The organism is Mesorhizobium sp. M0410, from assembly GCF_040321435.1.
GTDB lineage: Bacteria > Pseudomonadota > Alphaproteobacteria > Rhizobiales > Rhizobiaceae > Mesorhizobium.
Map to the genome: position 1 here is coordinate 145,868 of NZ_JAMYRN010000008.1, position 18,279 is coordinate 164,146.

Annotated in this window: 19 protein-coding genes; 12 read left to right on the top strand and 7 right to left on the bottom strand. The window is 62.3% G+C overall.

Annotated features, from left to right (window positions below; all coding sequences use genetic code 11):
* Window position 1 precedes the first annotated feature (1 nt).
* The 3 genes from NKI63_RS14010 (at window position 2) to NKI63_RS14020 (ending at window position 3,048) form a co-directional block, all read left to right on the top strand.
* Window positions 2–532 (top strand): O-acetyl-ADP-ribose deacetylase, encoded by a 531-nt coding sequence (locus NKI63_RS14010; RefSeq protein ID WP_352690007.1) that lies wholly within the window; start codon window positions 2–4, stop codon window positions 530–532.
* A gap of 70 nt (window positions 533–602) precedes the next feature.
* The gene (locus NKI63_RS14015) at window positions 603–1,013 is read left to right on the top strand and encodes a hypothetical protein (RefSeq protein ID WP_352821856.1); all 411 of its coding nucleotides are present in this window, start codon (window positions 603–605) and stop codon (window positions 1,011–1,013) included.
* A 49-nt stretch (window positions 1,014–1,062) separates the two neighbouring features.
* Window positions 1,063–3,048, top strand: a complete 1,986-nt coding sequence (locus NKI63_RS14020) for an acetyl/propionyl/methylcrotonyl-CoA carboxylase subunit alpha (protein WP_352821859.1) — start codon at window positions 1,063–1,065, stop codon at window positions 3,046–3,048.
* A gap of 82 nt (window positions 3,049–3,130) precedes the next feature.
* Here the strand turns inward: NKI63_RS14020 and NKI63_RS14025 are convergent, their stop codons facing one another.
* On the bottom strand, window positions 3,131–4,252 hold the full coding sequence (locus tag NKI63_RS14025) for a branched-chain amino acid ABC transporter substrate-binding protein (protein WP_352507506.1): 1,122 nt from the start codon (window positions 4,250–4,252) through the stop codon (window positions 3,131–3,133).
* Between the two features lie 374 nt (window positions 4,253–4,626).
* Complete coding sequence (locus tag NKI63_RS14030; protein ID WP_115145099.1) at window positions 4,627–4,893, bottom strand: SEL1-like repeat protein; 267 nt, start codon at window positions 4,891–4,893, stop codon at window positions 4,627–4,629.
* 458 nt (window positions 4,894–5,351) lie between these two features.
* Here NKI63_RS14030 and NKI63_RS14035 point away from each other — a divergent pair, with 458 nt between their 5' ends.
* From NKI63_RS14035 to NKI63_RS14055, 5 genes are all read left to right on the top strand, one after another.
* Window positions 5,352–5,696 (top strand): DUF2147 domain-containing protein, encoded by a 345-nt coding sequence (locus NKI63_RS14035; RefSeq protein WP_352647268.1) that lies wholly within the window; start codon window positions 5,352–5,354, stop codon window positions 5,694–5,696.
* Between the two features lie 206 nt (window positions 5,697–5,902).
* Complete coding sequence (locus tag NKI63_RS14040) at window positions 5,903–6,055, top strand: hypothetical protein (RefSeq protein ID WP_023718367.1); 153 nt, start codon at window positions 5,903–5,905, stop codon at window positions 6,053–6,055.
* 30 nt (window positions 6,056–6,085) lie between these two features.
* A complete protein-coding gene (locus NKI63_RS14045; RefSeq protein ID WP_352507504.1) occupies window positions 6,086–6,280 on the top strand; it encodes a hypothetical protein in 195 nt (64 codons plus the stop codon).
* Between the two features lie 85 nt (window positions 6,281–6,365).
* Entirely contained in the window at window positions 6,366–7,868 is a 1,503-nt protein-coding gene (locus NKI63_RS14050) for an AMP nucleosidase (RefSeq protein ID WP_352480302.1), read from the top strand.
* Between the two features lie 80 nt (window positions 7,869–7,948).
* Window positions 7,949–8,971 carry an endonuclease/exonuclease/phosphatase family protein gene (locus NKI63_RS14055; protein ID WP_352507502.1) on the top strand — a complete coding sequence of 341 codons (1,023 nt, stop codon included), beginning with the start codon at window positions 7,949–7,951 and terminating at the stop codon, window positions 8,969–8,971.
* A gap of 30 nt (window positions 8,972–9,001) precedes the next feature.
* Here NKI63_RS14055 and NKI63_RS14060 read toward each other — a convergent pair whose 3' ends face one another.
* The 3 genes from NKI63_RS14060 to NKI63_RS14070 all read right to left on the bottom strand — a co-directional run bounded on the left by NKI63_RS14060 (window position 9,002) and on the right by NKI63_RS14070 (window position 11,678).
* Window positions 9,002–9,598, bottom strand: a complete 597-nt coding sequence (locus NKI63_RS14060; RefSeq protein WP_352480300.1) for a DUF922 domain-containing protein — start codon at window positions 9,596–9,598, stop codon at window positions 9,002–9,004.
* Window positions 9,599–9,709: 111 nt separating this feature from the next.
* Entirely contained in the window at window positions 9,710–11,389 is a 1,680-nt protein-coding gene (locus NKI63_RS14065; RefSeq protein ID WP_352507501.1) for an electron transfer flavoprotein-ubiquinone oxidoreductase, read from the bottom strand.
* Between the two features lie 106 nt (window positions 11,390–11,495).
* The gene (locus NKI63_RS14070) at window positions 11,496–11,678 is read right to left on the bottom strand and encodes a hypothetical protein (RefSeq protein ID WP_352507528.1); all 183 of its coding nucleotides are present in this window, start codon (window positions 11,676–11,678) and stop codon (window positions 11,496–11,498) included.
* Between NKI63_RS14070 and NKI63_RS14075 the strand changes: the two genes are divergently transcribed.
* From NKI63_RS14075 to NKI63_RS14085, 3 genes are all read left to right on the top strand, one after another.
* On the top strand, window positions 11,629–12,273 hold the full coding sequence (locus NKI63_RS14075; RefSeq protein ID WP_023677808.1) for a hypothetical protein: 645 nt from the start codon (window positions 11,629–11,631) through the stop codon (window positions 12,271–12,273). The two genes, NKI63_RS14070 and NKI63_RS14075, sit on opposite strands and share 50 nt — an antisense overlap.
* A 37-nt stretch (window positions 12,274–12,310) precedes the next feature.
* Complete coding sequence (locus NKI63_RS14080) at window positions 12,311–13,192, top strand: uracil-DNA glycosylase (RefSeq protein WP_352507500.1); 882 nt, start codon at window positions 12,311–12,313, stop codon at window positions 13,190–13,192.
* A 105-nt stretch (window positions 13,193–13,297) separates the two neighbouring features.
* Complete coding sequence (locus NKI63_RS14085; protein WP_352507499.1) at window positions 13,298–14,116, top strand: helix-turn-helix domain-containing protein; 819 nt, start codon at window positions 13,298–13,300, stop codon at window positions 14,114–14,116.
* Here the strand turns inward: NKI63_RS14085 and NKI63_RS14090 are convergent, their stop codons facing one another.
* Entirely contained in the window at window positions 14,117–15,094 is a 978-nt protein-coding gene (locus NKI63_RS14090; RefSeq protein ID WP_502896117.1) for a DMT family transporter, read from the bottom strand.
* Window positions 15,091–15,309 carry a hypothetical protein gene (locus tag NKI63_RS14095; RefSeq protein WP_352690063.1) on the bottom strand — a complete coding sequence of 73 codons (219 nt, stop codon included), beginning with the start codon at window positions 15,307–15,309 and terminating at the stop codon, window positions 15,091–15,093. Before NKI63_RS14095 ends, NKI63_RS14090 begins: the two co-directional genes overlap by 4 nt.
* A 154-nt stretch (window positions 15,310–15,463) precedes the next feature.
* Between NKI63_RS14095 and pepN the strand changes: the two genes are divergently transcribed.
* The gene (gene pepN / locus NKI63_RS14100; RefSeq protein WP_352507498.1) at window positions 15,464–18,109 is read left to right on the top strand and encodes an aminopeptidase N; all 2,646 of its coding nucleotides are present in this window, start codon (window positions 15,464–15,466) and stop codon (window positions 18,107–18,109) included.
* Window positions 18,110–18,279 lie beyond the last annotated feature (170 nt).

Sequence of the window (18,279 nt, forward strand, 5' to 3'; positions counted from 1 at the left end):
GATGAGCGAAATCGGCCAGAGGATTCGTATTCAAACCGGCGACATCACGAAGCTGGCGGTCGACGCCATCGTCAACGCCGCCAACACCTCTCTTCTCGGAGGCGGCGGCGTCGACGGCGCTATCCACCGCGCGGCCGGCCCCGAGCTTGTGGCAGAATGCCGGACCTTGCATGGCTGCAAGGTCGGAGACGCAAAAATCACCAAGGGCTACAGGCTACCCGCGCGCTACGTCATTCATACGGTCGGGCCGGTCTGGCAAGGTGGCAGCAAAGGAGAAGCCGAACTGCTCGCCTCCTGCTATCGCCGGTCGCTCGAAATCGCCGCCGCAAAGGACTGCCGGACGGTGGCGTTTCCAGCGATCTCGACCGGGGCCTACCGCTACCCGAAGGATCAGGCGACGCAAATTGCAGTCGGGACCGTGAGCGCCTTCATCGGCCAGAACACCGTTCCGGAAACCGTCATTTTCTGCTGCTTCGACGAGCCGACGGCCGAATTGTATCAGCGGGCCGTTGCTGCACTCGGCAAAGCGTGATCCACAGCCATGAGAAATCTGCAGACCCATTTTCAATCATCCAACTGGCCATACAGAAAAATTGCGGCTATTGCTGTTTTTCAACGTCAATGGGGCTTGGGCGAAGATGAAACAGCAACTTTTCCAGAAAACTACTGCCGCAATACTTTCGGGGTTACTTATATTAGCTGCACCAGGCACGGGCGCGGCGGGATCGCTGGCCGGAAGCGAAGGCGACAAGCGCTTTTCACCACTTCTGCCTGGCAGCGCCAAGGACGAGTGCACCAAGGCCTACAAGGCCTATGTCGCTGCAAGCGGCCATTCGGCATACGCCACGACATCTTTCGTGCGGGTCAGGGACGGTTACGTCCTGTGTGGCGCTCACTGCAATGCCTCGTCGCAAAAGGCGGCAGAGGCCATGGCGATGAAATCCTGCCAGAGCGCACGGGCGTACTACAAGGTGGCGGCCAGCGGCAACTGTCAGATCGCGGCTTCGAAGTAGACGGGCAAACGCCGATCCGGGATTGCCCGCGCCAAATCCGGGAGGCCCGATGTTCGCCAAGATCCTGATCGCCAACCGTGGCGAGATCGTCTGCCGGGTGGTCCGCACGGCACGCAGGATGGGTGTGCGCAGCGTCGCCGTCTATTCCGATGCCGACGCTCACGCCTTGCATGTCGAAATGGCCGACGAAGCGGTGCATATCGGCGCCTCTCCCGCCAGCGAAAGCTATCTGCGCGGCGACAGGATCATTGCGGCGGCCTTGGCCACAGGTGCCGAGGCCATCCATCCGGGCTACGGCTTTCTTTCGGAAAACCCCGATTTCGTCGACCAGGTGGTCGCGGCCAGGCTGATCTTCATTGGGCCGTCGGCGGCCTCGATCCGTGCCATGGGACTGAAGGACGCGGCCAAGCGGCTGATGGAAAAGGCCGGCGTGCCTGTCGTTCCGGGCTACCATGGCGAAGCGCAGGAGATCGTGTTGCTCGCCTCCAAGGCGCGCGAGATAGGCTACCCCGTACTGATCAAGGCGCGCGCCGGCGGCGGCGGCAAAGGCATGCGGCGCGTCGAGCATCCCGATGATTTTTCGGAAGCACTGTCGGGCGCGCGGCGTGAGGCGAAAGCCGCGTTCGGTGACGACCGCGTGCTGGTCGAGAAGTATGTCGACAAGCCGCGCCACATCGAGGTGCAGATATTCGGCGACAGTTTCGGCAATGTCGTGCACCTCTACGAACGTGACTGCTCGGCGCAGCGCCGCCACCAGAAGGTGATCGAGGAGACGCCTGCCCCGGGCATGACGCCGGCACTGCGCAAGGCGATGACCGAGGCGGCGGTGAAAGCCGCCAAGGCAATCCACTATTCCGGCGCCGGTACCATCGAGTTCATCGTCGATGCCTCGCAAGGTCTGAAGGCCGACCGTTTCTGGTTCATGGAAATGAACACCCGCCTGCAGGTCGAGCACCCCGTCACCGAAATGGTCACCGGCATCGACCTGGTCGAGTGGCAGTTGCGGGTAGCCTCCGGCGAAAAACTGCCGAAGACGCAGAGCGAGATCGCGCTCTCCGGCCACGCCTTCGAGGCGCGCATCTATGGCGAGGACGCGGCAAGAGGGTTTTTGCCGGCGACCGGCACGTTGCACCATCTGAAATTTCCGCAGCCAGCACCGGAAGGTGCGACCATGCGCATCGAAACCGGCGTGCGCGCCGGCGATGCGATTTCGCCGTTTTACGACCCGATGATCGCCAAGCTGATCGTCCATGGCAAGGACAGACGGGCGGCGCTCACGGCACTTGGCGAGGCGCTGTCGCAGACCGAAATCGCCGGCTCGACCGTCAACACTGGCTTTCTTGCCGCGCTGGCCGCTGATGCAGCTTTTGCGGCGGGCGATGTCGATACCGGCCTGATCTCCAGGCATCAGCAGGCGTTGACGGCGGTTGCGCCGCCGAGCGGTGAGACGATTGCCGCTGCGGCACTTGCCGCGTCCGGTGCGCGCGACTTGCCGTCCTCGGACGATCCCTGGTTGTCGCTGGCCGGCTATGCGCATTTCCACGCTGTAGTGCGGCGCATGCTGCTGAAGTTTGGCGAGCAGGAGATCGTCGCGCGCGTGTCGGTGCGGCCGGACAGACGGTTCGAGGTGGCGCTGGAAGCGCCCTATGACAGCGTCAATTCGCATGATCTCCGTACCGCCCCTCGCCTCGCCCGCTGGCCGGGCCACGTCACCGTCTTCGAGGGCGCTATCGGCTACGATTTTGCCGTGCCGGACCCGCTGGCGCGAGCCGACGAAGCCGCCGCTTCCGGCAGCCTGCGCGCGCCGATGCCGGGCCTGGTCAAATTGGTACGTGCGGCAAAAGGCGAGGCCGTGATCAAGGGCCAGCCGCTGCTGATACTGGAGGCGATGAAGATGGAGCACACCATTGCCGCGCCCCATGACGGGCTTATTGCCGAGATCGCCGCCGAAGGCGCGCAGGTCACAGACGGAACCGTGCTGGTTCGCTTTGCCGAGGAACCACAGCTGACCGCAGTTTCCTTATCCACGAAGTGACCCCGAGCGCGTCACAAAAGGCACCGCAAAGATGAAAATGGCCAGGTTCGACCCGGCCATTTTCAATTACAACGTAGTTCTATCAGGGCTGGATCGGCGCGTATTTGCCGTCATGCCACTGGTTGATGTCGTAGCTGGCGTTCTTGAGGTCGCCCTTCTCGTCGAAGGTGACCGGCCCGACAACCGTGCTGATCGGCTGGCCGTTCTTCAACGCCTCGGCGACCTTGGCCGGGTCGTCGCTGCCGGCGCGCTTGATGCCCTCGGCGAATGCCTGGATCACGGCATAGGAAAACAGCGTGAAGCCCTCCGGCACGAAGCCGCCGGCCTTGATCTTGGCGATGGCTTCCTTGGCTTCGGGCTTCGACTGCGGATCCGATGGGAAGACGAACATGGTGCCTTCGCCGGCCGGACCGGCAACCTGCCAGAATTCTGGCGAAGCGATCGAGTCCGGCATGATCAACTGGAACTTGAGGTTCTGCTCCGCCGACTGGCGCAGGATGAGGCCGGCTTCGGGGTGATAGCCGCCGAAATAGACGACGTCAGCCTTCAGCTCCTTGAGCTTGGTAACGAGCGCAGAATAGTCCTTCTCGCCGGCGTTGATGCCCTCGTAGAGGATTTCATTGAGACCGTTCTGGTTCATCGTTGCCTTGACGGCATCGGCCACGCCCTGCCCATAGGCGCTCTTGTCGTGCAGGATGACGACTTTCTTGCCGGCATATTTCTTGGCGATCCAGGGACCGATGAAAGCGCCCTGCGCATCGTCGCGCGTATAGAGGCGCATGATCGTCGGCCAGCCCGCCTTCGCCGCTGCGTCGGTCAACACGGGGTTCGAGGAAGCCGGACTCATCATCAGCGCACCGGCTTCGGCGTAGACGGCGGAGGCCGGGATGCTAGAGCCCGAGCAGGCGTGACCATCGATGAACTTGACACCATTGGCGATGATGCGGTTGGCGACCGAAACCGCCTGCTTCGGATCGCACTGATCATCCTCGATGTCGAGCTTGATCTGGCGACCGTCGACGCCGCCAGCCGCGTTGATCGCGTCGGCGGCGGCTTGCGCGCCTTGCTTGAACTGATCGCCGATGGTGGCAAGCTGCCCGGTCATCGGTCCGACCACCGAAAAGGTGATGTCGTCGGCCAAGGCGACCGGCGCGGTCATCATCAGGCCAAATATGGCTGCGCTCAAAATACTGAATTTCTTCATGGTGACATAACTCCTCCACTCTCGCGCAGCCGCCCGGCCGCGCCTCTTCCAGAGTGGCGGGAGAATTTCATCCTTCGCCGGAGCTGTCTAGACGCATCGTCGGCGCTCGATTGGGCCTGTAACATGCGGTCCCAAAGACAAAGCCGCGCCAGCCCTGGCCCGGCCGGTCGCGGCTTTTGCCGTTGAGCTTGCCGGCGCATCAGCGCCGGAACCCGCTGGCTTTCCCTGTCTGTTGCACGGCTCGGCCTGATCAGCCTGCCGTGTTCTTGGTTTTGACTTGGTCGGCCATCTTGCGCGGCCTCTTTTTTTCGGGCCAGCCGTCTGCGCGACCTTGACCCGAAGCGTCCCTGTCAGTGAACTCAGTGCCGGCGAATTCAGTGCATCGTCATCCATTCGCGGGCTTCGCGCAGCGCCCTGGCGATCTCGACTTTCGACATGGCGGCCGACAATTCAGAACGCAGTTCCGCGGCGCGGGCCGAACCCTTGATCGCGGCGATGTTGAACCATTTGTGGGCGGCGACGACATCGGTCTCGCAATCGCGGCCGGTCGCATACATCATGCCCAACTCGAAAAGAATATCGGCCTGGGCAGTTGCCCCCATGGCGCCGAAGCCGGCTTCAAGCATTTCAAAACGTGCCATTTCAAATCCCCTGTTCTGGCTCCCGAGAGCTGTCTCCGTCTGTCCCTCGGTGTCCTTGATTACCTTCGGGGGCGGCCGCTCTTTCGATGCTTTCGAGAATGCCGCGGAGGCTTGAATCCGTCGTTAAATGGCGTGCTTAATTTGAGGAAAACAAAGCTAAAACAAGAGGTAAACGCGAAAATTCGTTAAGGATACAAAGCCAGCAACTGCGCCAGTTTGCACAAAATTTGAAGAAAACTTGCGAGGCGCGGATCAAGACTCCGCTAACCACAGAAGACAAAGACGTGTGCGGCCCGTTTCATTTTTCGCCGGCGCGGCCGTTCGGGAGCGGGCAAAAGCCCGCAACCCTTCCGTCGCGGCACCGCTTTTGTTTTTCCGGGAGCTGGACTAGCTTACGTTTGCGTAAGGGCAGACGGCCGGGACGGAGCCCGATTGGACTTGCCTGAGGGAGGAAAGACATGTTTCGACACGTGAGCCTGGCCCTCGCGGCCGCAATAATGATGACCGGCGCGGCATGGGCCGATCCGATCGAAGGCAATTGGAAAACGCAAGCCGGAGCGACTGCCGCCATTTCGGGTGGCGGCGGGGCATTTTCGATTACGCTCAAATCCGGCAAATTTGCCGGCAAGAACATCGGTTCACTGAAGGTGGCCGGCGACAACAAATATGCCGGCACCATAACCGACCCCGAAACCGACAAGACCTATTCGGGCAAGGCTTCGCTTTCCGGCAGTTCGCTCAAGATGAGCGGCTGCGTGTTCGGCGGGCTGATCTGCAAGAGCCAGACCTGGCACAAGCTCTGATCGTGCCATTCCTGCCGGGGTGCGCGGGGCCAGTCGGCCCCGTTTTCATATATCGGTCTCGCAGCCGCGGCTCGCCATAGGTCACTGCTTTCAAGGCGGCCCGCCCAGAGATCATCAACCATTTTGAACCCCAGATGAACGCCGCCATCAGAGCCGGTTCAGCCTGGGCAAGGCATTGTCATGCGTGTTGAAGGAGACACCGCGCGATGCTTGCCCGCCGCTTCACCATCGTCTGCCTGCTGATGAGCCTGTTCGGCATGTTGTTCGCCGTCCTTGTCGCCGAAGCCGGCCGGCCGGCCCGCGCCTGGGACGTGGCCATTTCCTGCCGGCTCGGTTGCCCGAACCAGCTTCGCCACTGAACCCGACAGCGAGATATTGAAACCCACGCCATGACCCGCCTCACCGCCAATGTCGTCAAGATCCTTCGGCTTCTGCCGCGGACGGCACTCATCCTGACGCTTCTGGCGGCCCCGGTCCTGGCCGTGCCGACGATGCGCGCCGATGCCGGTTCGACCATCGAGGCGCCTGCGCTGAGAAAGGCCGGCGTCGGCTTTGTGCTGCTGGTCAGCTTGCGGCGAGGCTAGGCCGCCGGAAAGAAAACCGCCGACAGGGCGTTTTGAGACCGCCTTACCCCCTCCCAACTGCGCGCCCAACTCTCTATATTGGGTCATGGAAAAGCGAATCTATCCTCAAGCCATTGAATCGGTTGTCACGCCGGAGCCGTTCGGCCGACAGAGCTTCAACGATGCCAAGAAGGCGGTCGCGGCCCTGCAGGTGCTTTACGACCGCAACACCAAGTTCCTGCGCGATTCATTTGCCGCGCTCGCCGCGGGCGGCGACAACAACAAACGCTACCGGGCCTTCTATCCGGAAATCGGCGTCACCACGAGTTCGTTCACCCAAATCGACTCGAGGCAGGCCTATGGTCACATGCCGACGCCGGGGCATTTCTCAACCACCATCACCCAACCTGCTCTTTTCGAAAGCTACCTCACCGAACAGCTTCGGCTCATCATGCGCAACCACGGCGTTCCGGTCACGGTTTCAGAATCGACCACTCCCATCCCCCTGCATTTCGCCTTTCTCGAAGGCACGCATGTCGACGGTGCCGCCGCGGAACGCATCAAACGGCCGATCCGTGACCTGTTCGACGTGCCGGATCTCGACGGCACCGACGACCAGATCGCCAACGGTACCTTTGAAGTGGGATTGGGCGAGGCGCGGCCGCTGGCGCCGTTCACGGCACAACGGATCGACTATTCGCTGCATCGGATGTCGCACTATACGGCGACCAGTCCCCAGCATTTCCAGAACTTCGTGCTGTTCACCAACTACCAGTTCTACATCGACGAATTCGTCGCCCGTGCACGCGAATTGATGGCCAATGGCGGTGACGGATATGTAGAGTTCGTCGAGCCGGGCAATATCGTGACCAAAGTGGGCGACAGCGCGCCTGGTGAGGGTGCTGCGCCCCCTCGCCTGCCGCAGATGCCGGCCTATCATCTGAAGAAGCCGAATCATGGCGGCATCACCATGGTCAATATCGGCGTTGGACCTTCCAACGCCAAGACCATCACCGACCATATTGCGGTGCTCCGGCCGCATGCCTGGGTGATGCTCGGCCATTGCGCCGGCCTGCGCAACACGCAGGCGCTGGGCGATTATGTGCTGGCACACGCCTACGTTCGGGAAGACCATGTCCTCGACGACGATCTTCCGGTCTGGGTGCCGATCCCGCCGCTGGCTGAAATCCAAGTGGCGCTGCAGGAAGCGGTCGCCGAGGTCACCGGGCTTTCCGGCTACGACCTCAAGCGCATCATGCGCACCGGCACCGTCGCCACCATCGACAACCGCAACTGGGAGCTGCGCGACCAGCGCGGGCCGGTGCAGCGGCTGTCGCAGTCGCGGGCGATCGCGCTCGATATGGAATCGGCCACGATCGCCGCCAACGGCTTCCGCTTCCGGGTTCCCTATGGCACGCTGCTTTGCGTATCCGACAAGCCGCTGCATGGCGAATTGAAGCTGCCCGGCATGGCGACCGAGTTCTACAAGCGGCAAGTGGCGCAGCACCTGACCATCGGCATCAGGGCGATGGAGAAGCTGGCTGAAATGCCGATGGAGCGACTGCATTCGCGTAAGCTCAGGAGCTTTTCGGAAACGGCCTTCCAGTAAATGCCGAATCGCATGTTTCGGTCCGGGTCAGGACATTTCGTCATCTTGATTGAGCCGCACTTCTGCCGATAGACAAAGCGATGGCACGTATTCGGGATATGACGGTTGCGCTGGCATTCGTCGCAATGCTTGCGCTCTCGGCCGCGCTGGTGGCCGGGTTTTTCGGATCGCTGCATCCGGCCCTCGATTCCTTTGCTCATTTCCGCGTCCATTTTTCGGTGCTGATGGCGCTTTGCGCGCTGCCCCTGCTCGCCACCTCGTTTCGCCTGCAGGCCGCGGCCGCCTTGCTGTTTGCGGTAGCCTCCTTTGCCACCACGTCGAATGCCTTGCCGCTTTCGCGGCTATGGCAGGTGCAGGCCGCCTACGAAGCCAAACCTGGTGACGAGCCGGTCTACCGCCTGCTGCAGATGAACCTCAGGTTCAACAATCCAACGCCTGAGAAAGTGCTGTCGCTGATCGGCCGGACCCAGCCCGATGTGATCACCCTCGACGAGGTGTCCGAGATGTGGAAAGCAAAGCTTGGGCTGCTGTCCGGCGCTTATCCCTACCGGATCCTCTGCCCGTATCCCAATGGCGTGTTCGGCGTTGCGTTGCTGTCCAGACGACCGTTTGCCACAGGCACGGCGCCGCACTGCGACAGCCGCGGCGCGATGGCGATCGCCACGGTCGATTTTGGCGGAACCGACGTCGATGTCGGCGCCATCCACCTCACCTGGCCATGGCCGCACAACCAATCACGGCAGATTGGGGGGTTGTCTGACGAAATCGCCTCGCTTGGCGAGACGTCGATACTGGCGGGCGACTGCAACGCAGCGCCATGGAGCGCCGCTGTCCGGCGCGTCGCATCGCTTGGCAAGCTGACTGTAATGCCGTCGGTCGGGCCGACCTGGCTCTACAGAAAGCTGCCGGATTTCCTGCGCTTCGCCGGACTGCCGATCGACCAGGTTTTCAGCAAGGGCGCCATCCTTATCCGTTCGGCGTCGACCCTTGAGGACACCGGCTCAGACCATCTGCCGGTGCTGGTGGAGTTTTCGCTACGGTCGCTCGACGAGCACCAGACGGCGACCGCGCTTGCAGCGCTGCCTGGCGGGACGCGAAGCTGAAAATCCGCAGTCCAGTCTCGACCTGGCTTATTACTGGCCCACAAAAGCGCGGATGAGGTGCTCGACAGGGCCGCCGTCGCGATGCTCGTGCGCATCGAAGGCGATCTGCTTTGCCTCGTATTCGGCATAGATGGCATTGATCCGGCGCTTTGCCTCGCGACGTGCCTCGAAACAGTGCGGGTCATCAGCGACTGTCAGCCCTCGAACCGACTTTTCGGTGGCCCGCATCATCTGTCTGGCGATGCGGCCATGGGTCTCTTCATGGGCGCGGACGCCAGCGAAGAACCGCTTCCAGCGCTTCTGCAGCGCAGGCGATGGGGCTGAGACCAGTTTGGGATAGGTATAGAAGAGATTGAGCGTCCCGTTGGCCTGGCGCAGGCGGCAGACGCCGTTTTCCTGATGGGCGTCGAAGGTCCAATCACCGACGCTGTAGCCGGTTTGCGCGATGGCGTGGGTCATGAAGCCGTGCTTCGGCCCACTGCGATCCATGGCCTCGATCAGGGCCGCGCCGGTGGTTCCGGCAATGTTGTAAGTTCGTGTCTTGACCAGCACCTTAGTGCCGGCCAAGGCTGCAGGGGCGCACAATGCCCCGATCGCCACAACGCTCGTCAGAACTGCCAGGCGCATTTTTCCTTCCTCCCTGTCGCGGCAGAAAGGAAACACAGGCAGGCGGTTTATTCAACAATCCTACGGTTGCGCTGCTCCTCATCTTGTTTAGTCCGGAACAAACCTTGTGACTTACATGTTCTGGTAGACCGGGCCCTCGCCGCCCTGTGGCGGCACCCAATTTATATTCTGGTTCGGGTCCTTGATATCGCAAGTCTTGCAGTGCACGCAGTTCTGCGCGTTGATGACGAAGCGCACATCCTTTGCCGCAGGATCGGCGGCGGCATTGCCGTCCTTGTCGACCCATTCGTAGACGCTGGCCGGGCAGTAACGCGTCGAGGGCCCGGCATAGACGTCATGCTCGGAGCGCTTTTGCAGGTCCATGTCGGCGACGAGCAGATGGACCGGCTCGTTCTCCTCGTGGTTGGTGTTGGACAGGAACACCGACGACAGCCGGTCGAAGGTCAGCACCCCGTCCGGCTTCGGGTAGGCGATCTTCTGGTGCGCGGCGGCCGGTTCCAGCGTGGCGTAGTCGGCCTTGCCGTGCTTCATCGTGCCGAAGGGCGAGAAGCCGAACAGCGTGTTCAGCCACATGTCGAGCCCGCCAAGGCCAACACCGACAATGGTGCCGAAGCGCGACCATAGCGGCTTGACGTTGCGCACTTTCTTCAAGTCCTTGCCGATATCGGTGGCGCGCCAGGTGGCCTCATAGGAGGCCAGCTCGTCATTGGCGCGGCCGGCGGCTATCGCATCACAGACATGCTCGGCCGCCAGCATTCCGGAGAGCACGGCATTGTGCGAGCCCTTGATGCGCGGCACGTTGACGAAGCCGGCCGCGCAGCCGATCAGCGCACCGCCGGGGAAGGACAGTTTCGGCACCGACTGCCAGCCGCCTTCGGTGATGGCGCGGGCACCATAGCCCAGCCGCTTGGCACCCTCGAAGGTGCCGCGGATCGCCGGATGGGTCTTGAAGCGCTGAAACTCGTCAAAGGGCGACAGATAGGGGTTCTTGTAGTTCAGGTGAACGACGAAGCCGACTGCCACCTGGTTGTCCTCGAGATGGTAGAGGAAGGAGCCGCCGCCGGTCTTCATATCGAGCGGCCAGCCGAAGGAATGCTGGACAAGGCCCGGCCGGTGGTTTTCCGGTTTGATCTGCCAGAGTTCCTTGAGGCCGATGCCGTATTTTCCGGGCTCACGACCGTCGGAAAGGTGGTGTTTGGCGATCAGTTGCTTGGCCAGCGAGCCGCGCGCGCCCTCGCCGATCAAGACATATTTGCCCATCAGCGCCATGCCCGGCGCAAAGCCCGGACCGTGCGTGCCGTCCTTCTCGACGCCCATGTCGCCGGTGACGACGCCGGTGACCGCACCGGCCTCGTTGTAGAGCAGGCCGACCGCGGCAAAGCCCGGATAGATCTCGACGCCCAGCGCCTCGGCCTTGGTCGCCAGCCAGCGGCAGACATTGCCGAGCGAGACGATATAGTTGCCGTGATTGTTCATCAGCGGCGGCATCAGGATATTGGGCAGACGGAACGAACCGGCGGGGCCGAGAACCAGGAAATGGTCGTCGGTGACCGGTGTCCTGAAGGGATGACCCTCCTCTTCGCGCCAGCCGGGCAGCAGCCGGTCGATGCCGATCGGATCGACGACGGCGCCGGACAGGATGTGCGCGCCGACTTCGCCGCCCTTTTCCAGCACGACGACGGAAAGCTCGGGATTGACCTGCTTGAGACGGATCGCGGCGGCGAGGCCGGCCGGGCCGGCGCCGACGATGACCACGTCGAATTCCATGCTTTCGCGTTCGATATCGCTCATCGATCCCTCACTGGCTCGCTATTCCCGGCATCTTGCTGGCTCACGCGCTGCATAGCGCATCAAATAGCGACGGGAAACCGGCGCGGACGTGACAATACCGATTTCGTCAAAAAGTCGCGTCCTGCCGCACAAATTCGCGGTGACGAGCATCAATCTTCAATCCTATTCGGTTTGCACAGATATGTCGCACTGATGTTTTTAATTGTTCGACGGCTTGCTTATCGGCCATACTTCCCGCCATGCGCATATTCGGGCCGGCTGGCTTTTCATCGACGCGCTTTTTTTTCACGCCCGGCCGGTTTTGCCGTGCGGCGCTCTTGGCGCTTCTGCCACTGACGGCCCTCGATGCCCGTGCCGAGCAGCAACTGGTCTGGGCGACCGGCGCCTATTCCTTTTCCGACGAGCGCGGCGGTTTCCGCATCACCGGGGCTTCCGGCATCGGCACGAAGGAGGATCCGCTGGTCATCACCGAAGAGCTGAATTCAGCGACGCCGGTAACGCTGGCCATTCGCACAACAAGGCCGATCCAGCCGTTCGGCAAGGCGGGAGACTTCGCCAATGGTCTGATGTATATGCGCATCGACGTGCTCAACAATAGCGGCCAAGCCTGGGTCGAGTTCCAGTTCGAACTCCAGGAGATCCTCGACCAGCCGAGCGTGTTCGGCGACGGCCTGTCGTTCGACCAGCGCAACAAAACGCCCGAAAATATCTGGTCGAGCAGCTACGCCGATTTCGACCGCAATTTCGAACCGTATGACCGCCTGCTGTTCAAGAACGGCAAGATCGACCCGCTGAAGACCGCCAGCTTCTATTTCCTGATCACCGACTACACGCCGCGCTGGACGTTCTATCTGGTGCAGGATCCGCGCATACCGTCGAGCTGAACTTGCAAATTCAAGCTTCGCGGCCGAATGTGAAACCATGACTGCCGCCCCCCACAATAGCCGAGCCGATCTCGCCGAGCTGCTGGCCTTCTACGCCAGCGCCGGCGTCGACGAGGCACTTGAAGAACAGCCGGTAAACAGGTTTGCAGAAGCCAGGCCACCGGAGCGGGTGCCCGCGGCGGCCGCTGTGCCGCTCAGTGAAAATGCGACGCCACAACGCTCGACGAGCGTATCGCGCGCCGAAATGGGCGAGAGACCGAGTACAGCACCGGCAGTGCGAGCGTCCCCGGCCATGTCAACGGTGCCCGACGAGGCGCAAGCGGCATTGGCGCGGCAACTGGCGAGATCGGCGGCAAGCCTCGACGAGCTTCGCCAGCACATGGCGGCATTCGACGGCTGCAATCTCAAATTCACCGCCAAGAACCTTGTGTTCGCCGACGGCAATCCAACTGCCGAGGTGATGCTGGTCGGCGAAGCGCCGGGTCGCGATGAAGACATAGAGGGCTTGCCGTTCGTTGGCCGCTCCGGCCGGCTGCTCGACCGCATGCTGGCCGCGATCGGTCTTGACCGGACGTCCGTCTACATCGCCAATGTCATTCCCTGGCGGCCGCCGGGCAACCGCACGCCGACCCCGCACGAGACCGAGATCTGCCGGCCGTTCATCGAGCGGCAGATCGAGTTGGTCAATCCGAAGGTGCTGGTCAATCTCGGCGGCCCGTCGGCAAAGACCCTGCTCAACACCTCCGAAGGCATATTGCGGCTGCGCGGCAACTGGCGCGTCCACACGACCCCGTCCGGCGTCGCCATTCCTGCCATGCCGACCCTGCATCCGGCCTATTTGCTGAGAACGCCGGCGCACAAGAAGCTGGCGTGGCGGGATTTCCTCGAAGTGAAGGCGAAGTTGCGGGCGCTCGGGTAATGGTGCAGAGCGCGTCTTCAGTTCTCCCCTTGCGAGAAAGGAAGGGCGGCATCATGACTTCGCAGGTAATTGAAATGCGCCCACTGCCGGCCTAGTCATCTCGTTATGACAGCAGCCCAGATTTCCGCCGGCAGTCTCATTCGCGAATGGCGTACACGCCGGCGCATGAGCCAGCTCGACCTCGCTATGGAGGCCGAGATCTCGCAGCGGCATCTGAGTTTCGTTGAAAGCGGCCGCGCCGCACCCTCGCGTGACATGGTGCTGCATCTGGCGGAGCAGCTTTCGATCCCGCTCAGGCAGCGCAACCAGCTGCTGCTGGCTGCCGGCTTTGCCCCGAGCTTCGGCGAACGACCACTTGACGATGCCTCGATGGCACCGGCGATGGCGGCGGTCGAGACCGTGCTCAAGGCGCACGAGCCGTTCCCGGCGCTTGCCGTCGACCGGCATTGGAACCTGGTGTCGGCGAACGCCGCCATCGGCCCGTTCCTCGCCAATGTCGCCGATGCCTCCCTGCTGAAGCCACCGGTCAACGTTTTGCGCCTCAGCCTGCATCCCGGCGGCATCGCGCCATGTATCGTCAACCTAGCGGAATGGCGGACACATCTTCTGGAGCGGCTGAAGCGGCAGAACGACGCTACCGCCGATCCGGCTCTTGTCGAGCTCGAGCGCGAGCTTCGGGCCTATCCGTCCGGCCTTAGAGGCAGCCGGCCGGCGCCGGTCGAACCGAACGCGATTGCCCATCCGCTCAAGCTTGCCCATGGCGACGCGGTGCTGTCGTTCATCAGCACCATCACCGTGTTCGGCACGCCGCTCGACGTGACGCTGTCGGAGCTGGCGATCGAATCTTTTTTCCCCGCCGACGAACAGACGCGGGCGGTGCTGGTGCGGCTGGCGACAGAGCGGACTGACGCTGCGAAGCCGTGATCACCCTTCCGGCGCGACGGCCTTGCGGGTGCGGGTGCGTTCGAGACCAAGCTGGCGCTCGCGCCAGATGATGAAAATCCCCGCCGCAACCACGATCATGCCGCCGACCAGCATATTGATCGTGGCGACGTCGCCAAAGACCAGATAGCCGACGACGACGCCGAGGATCATCGAAGTGTATTCGAAGGGTGCCACGACGGAAGCCTCGGCATGGCGATAGGCCGAGGTCATCAGGATCTGGCCAAGCCCGCCGCAAAAACCCGCGGCAATCAGAAGCCCCGCCTGCGCTGGCGTCAGCGCCTGCCAGCCGAATGGCAGCGAAAGCAGCGCCATGAGGCTCGCGGTAACCGAAAACCACAGCACGATGGTCGCCGTCCGCTCGCTCTGGACGAGGTTGCGAACCAGGAGCATGGCGATGGCGGAGATCGCCGCGGCTATGAGGGCGGCAATGACGCCGAGCACCTCCTGATCGCCGAGGGCAGCGCCCGAACTGAGCAGCGTCAGTTCCGGCCACGAGATGATCAGCACCCCGACCAGGCCGACGGCAACCGCACTCCAGCGATAGATGCGGATGGCTTCGCCGAGGAAGATCGAACTGAACACCACGACCAGCAGCGGCTGCGCGTAGTTCAGCGTGATCGCCTCCGGCAGCGGCAGCCGCGTCAGCGCGAAGAAGCCGAGCCCCATGGCACAGACACCGACGACGCCACGCGCAATATGGTTGAGCGGGCGCTTTGTCGAAAAGGCGGTTCCGAGTTTTCCCTGGAAGGCGAGGAAGGCGATGATCGGAAAAATGGCAAAGAAGGAGCGGAAGAAGACGATCTGGCCCGCCGGCACGGTGCCCGCCGCCTTGATGCAGGACGACATGCCGACGAAGACCGCCACCGATACGATCTTGAGCAAGATCCCGGTCAGTGTGCTGTGCTCGCCGGCAAGATCGCCGGCTGCAAGCACTGGCAAATCCGGTCTGGCTGTCACGCCCTTTTTGCTTCCTCGATCGCCCAGATGCGCGCCGGCGTTGCCGGCATGTCGATATGCCTGATGCCGTAGGCGCGGTAGAACGCGTCGGTCACCGCATTGAGCGCGGCAGGCGTCGATACGATCGTATCCGCCCCGGCGCCTTTGATGAAGGCCCGATCGTCGCGACGCAACACAGAGGCGCTCATCCCGAATTTCGGCGTGACGATGGTCATGGAAGCCTCGCGATGATGCTCGGGAAATGATCGCCGGAAATAGACGTCGCTGCAGTTTTGTCGAGGGAGTGTTTCGTGTAAAGAGCGCAGACTTCAAATTATTTGGACCAGCGGACCCGCCCGCCGCTCCCGGATCGACAGGAAAAATCAAGGAATGCGCACGGATACCGGCCAGGTCTTCAAACTCGAAGACTATCGCCCTAGTGATTATCTGATTCCGGAAACCAGCCTGACTTTCCGCCTTTCGCCTGAAGCAACGCATGTCACCGCCGTGCTGACGGTCGAACGTCGCGACGAGATTGCCGTGTCGGTGCCACTGGTGCTGGATGGCGACGGGCTGACGCTCCGCAGTATCGCCATCGACGGCCAGGAACCGAGGCCTGCGGATTTTCTCGTCACGCCCGATCAACTGACAATCATCAGCCCCCCTGCCACAAGGCGCTTCCAGCTGAGAATTGAAACCGTGTTGGCGCCGGCGCAGAACGAAGCGCTGATGGGCCTCTATCGCTCCAGCGACGTCTATTGCACGCAATGCGAGGCCGAAGGCTTTCGCCGCATCACTTATTTCCTCGACCGTCCCGACATCCTGTCGGTCTATACGGTGCGTATCGAAGCTGAGCGCAAGGAGGCGCCGCTGCTTTTGTCCAACGGCAACCCGGCCGGCAGCGGCGAGCTTGCCGGCGGCTGGCACTATGCGGTCTGGCACGACCCCTTCCCCAAGCCGTCCTATTTGTTTGCGCTGGTGGCCGGCGACCTCGGCAAGATCTCGGACAGTTTCGTCACCCTGTCTGGCCGCAAGGTCGAGCTCGGAATCTATGTCGAACCGGGTAAAGAGAGGCTCGCCGGCTACGCCATGGACGCTTTGAAACGGTCGATGAAATGGGACGAGGAGGCATTCGGCCGCGAATACGACCTCGATGTCTTCAACATCGTCGCCGTGTCCGACTTCAATATGGGCGCGATGGAGAACAAGGGCCTCAACATCTTCAACGACAAATATGTGCTGGCCGACCAGGAAACCGCGACCGACGCCGATTTCGCCAATATCGAAGCCATCATTGCGCATGAGTATTTCCACAATTGGACAGGTAACAGAATCACTTGCCGTGACTGGTTCCAGCTTTGCCTGAAGGAAGGCCTGACCGTTTTCCGCGACCACGAATTCTCGGCAGATCAGCGCTCGCGCGCCGTCAAGCGCATCGCCGAGGTGCGTACACTGCGCGCCCATCAGTTTCCCGAGGACCAGGGGCCGCTGGCGCATCCGGTGCGGCCGCGCCGCTATCGCGAGATCAACAATTTCTATACGGCGACGGTCTATGAAAAGGGCTCGGAAGTCGTGCGCATGATCCACACTATCCTCGGCGCAGAGACGTTCCGCGCCGGCATGGACCTCTACTTCGAACGTCACGACGGCCAGGCGGCGACGATCGAAGACTTCATCAAGGTGTTCGAAGACGTTTCCGGTCGCGACCTGTCGCAGTTTTCGCTCTGGTATCATCAGGCCGGTACGCCGAACCTGACCGTCAGTTCAGCGTATAATCCTGCGGCGCAGGAATTCACGCTCGAAATCGAGCAGTCGGTGCCGCCAACGCCGTCGGAAAGCCGCAAACGGCTGATGCACATTCCGCTTGCCTTCGGCCTGGTCGGCGCCGGCGGAGAGGCGACAGCCTATAGCGGCGTGGAGGGGGCGAATGTCGAGGACGGCGTCATCCATATCCGCAAACGCCGCCATGTCGTCAGGTTTTCCGGGATTGCCGAGCGGCCGGCCATGTCGCTCAACCGCGGCTTTTCGGCGCCAGTGACGCTTTCGGTCGAGCAGCGGCCCGACGACCAGTTTTTTCTGGCTGGCCACGACAGCGACGCCTTCTCGCGCTGGCAGGCATTCAACACGCTTTTGACCGATGCGCTGATTGCAGCTTTCCGCCAGATCCTGGACCACAGGCAACCCGAGTTCAGCTCCCGGCTGACCGGGCTTGCCGGCAAAATAGCCGGCGACGACGCGCTCGAACCCGCCTATCGGGCACTGACGCTGGCGCTGCCCGGCGAGGCCGATATCGCCCGCGACATCGGCAAGAACATCGACCCCGATGCCATTTTCGCGGCGCGCGGGGCGCTGGCAGTTGCGATCGCCGAGGCCAACCGCGAGATATTCCCCAACTTCTATGATCGGCTCGCCGACAATGGTCCGTTCAGCCCGGACGCGGCCAGTGCCGGGCGGCGGGCGCTGCGCAATGTCCTGCTGGACTATCTCTCCTTGCTGCCGGCAGGTGCGGAACTCGCTGCCCGGCACTTCCAATCGGCGACCAACATGACGGATCGTGCCGCGGCGTTGACCGTGCTTGCGCACCGTCACCACGGCTCACCTGAGGCAACCAAGGCACTGGCCGATTTCGAGGCGAAATATGCAACCGATCCGCTGGTCATGGACAAATGGTTCCAGATCCAGGCCAGCGTGCCCGGTCCGCAAACCGTCGACGCGGTGCGCGCCTTGACCAGCCACCCAGCGTTCTCGATGGTCAACCCGAACCGGGTACGCTCGCTCATCGGTACGTTTTCCAGCGCCAACCAGACCGGCTTTCATCGCGCCGACGGCGAGGGCTACCGGCTTTTCGTCGAAACGGTGCTGCAGGTCGAAAAACGCAACCCGCAGGTGGCCGCCAGGCTGGCGACGGCGCTCAGATCGTGGCGCTCGCTCGAACCCGTGCGGCAGGCCAAGGCAAGGGAGGCGTTGCTTTCAATCGCCAATACCGAGAAGCTGTCGGCCGATTTGCGAGACATCGTCGAGCGCACCCTGGCGTAAGCGACCTCCCCTTCTCCCCTTGTCGTGGGAGAAGGGAAGACCATCCGAAAACCCATTATTTTAGTCGATTTTTAATCTTTTTTCGCCGCACCTCTGGACAAGGCGAATCCCCTTTGATTCTTTAGTGACGATTCGGAAGTGCGGCGTTGCCGGATCGTCAAGCGGGACAG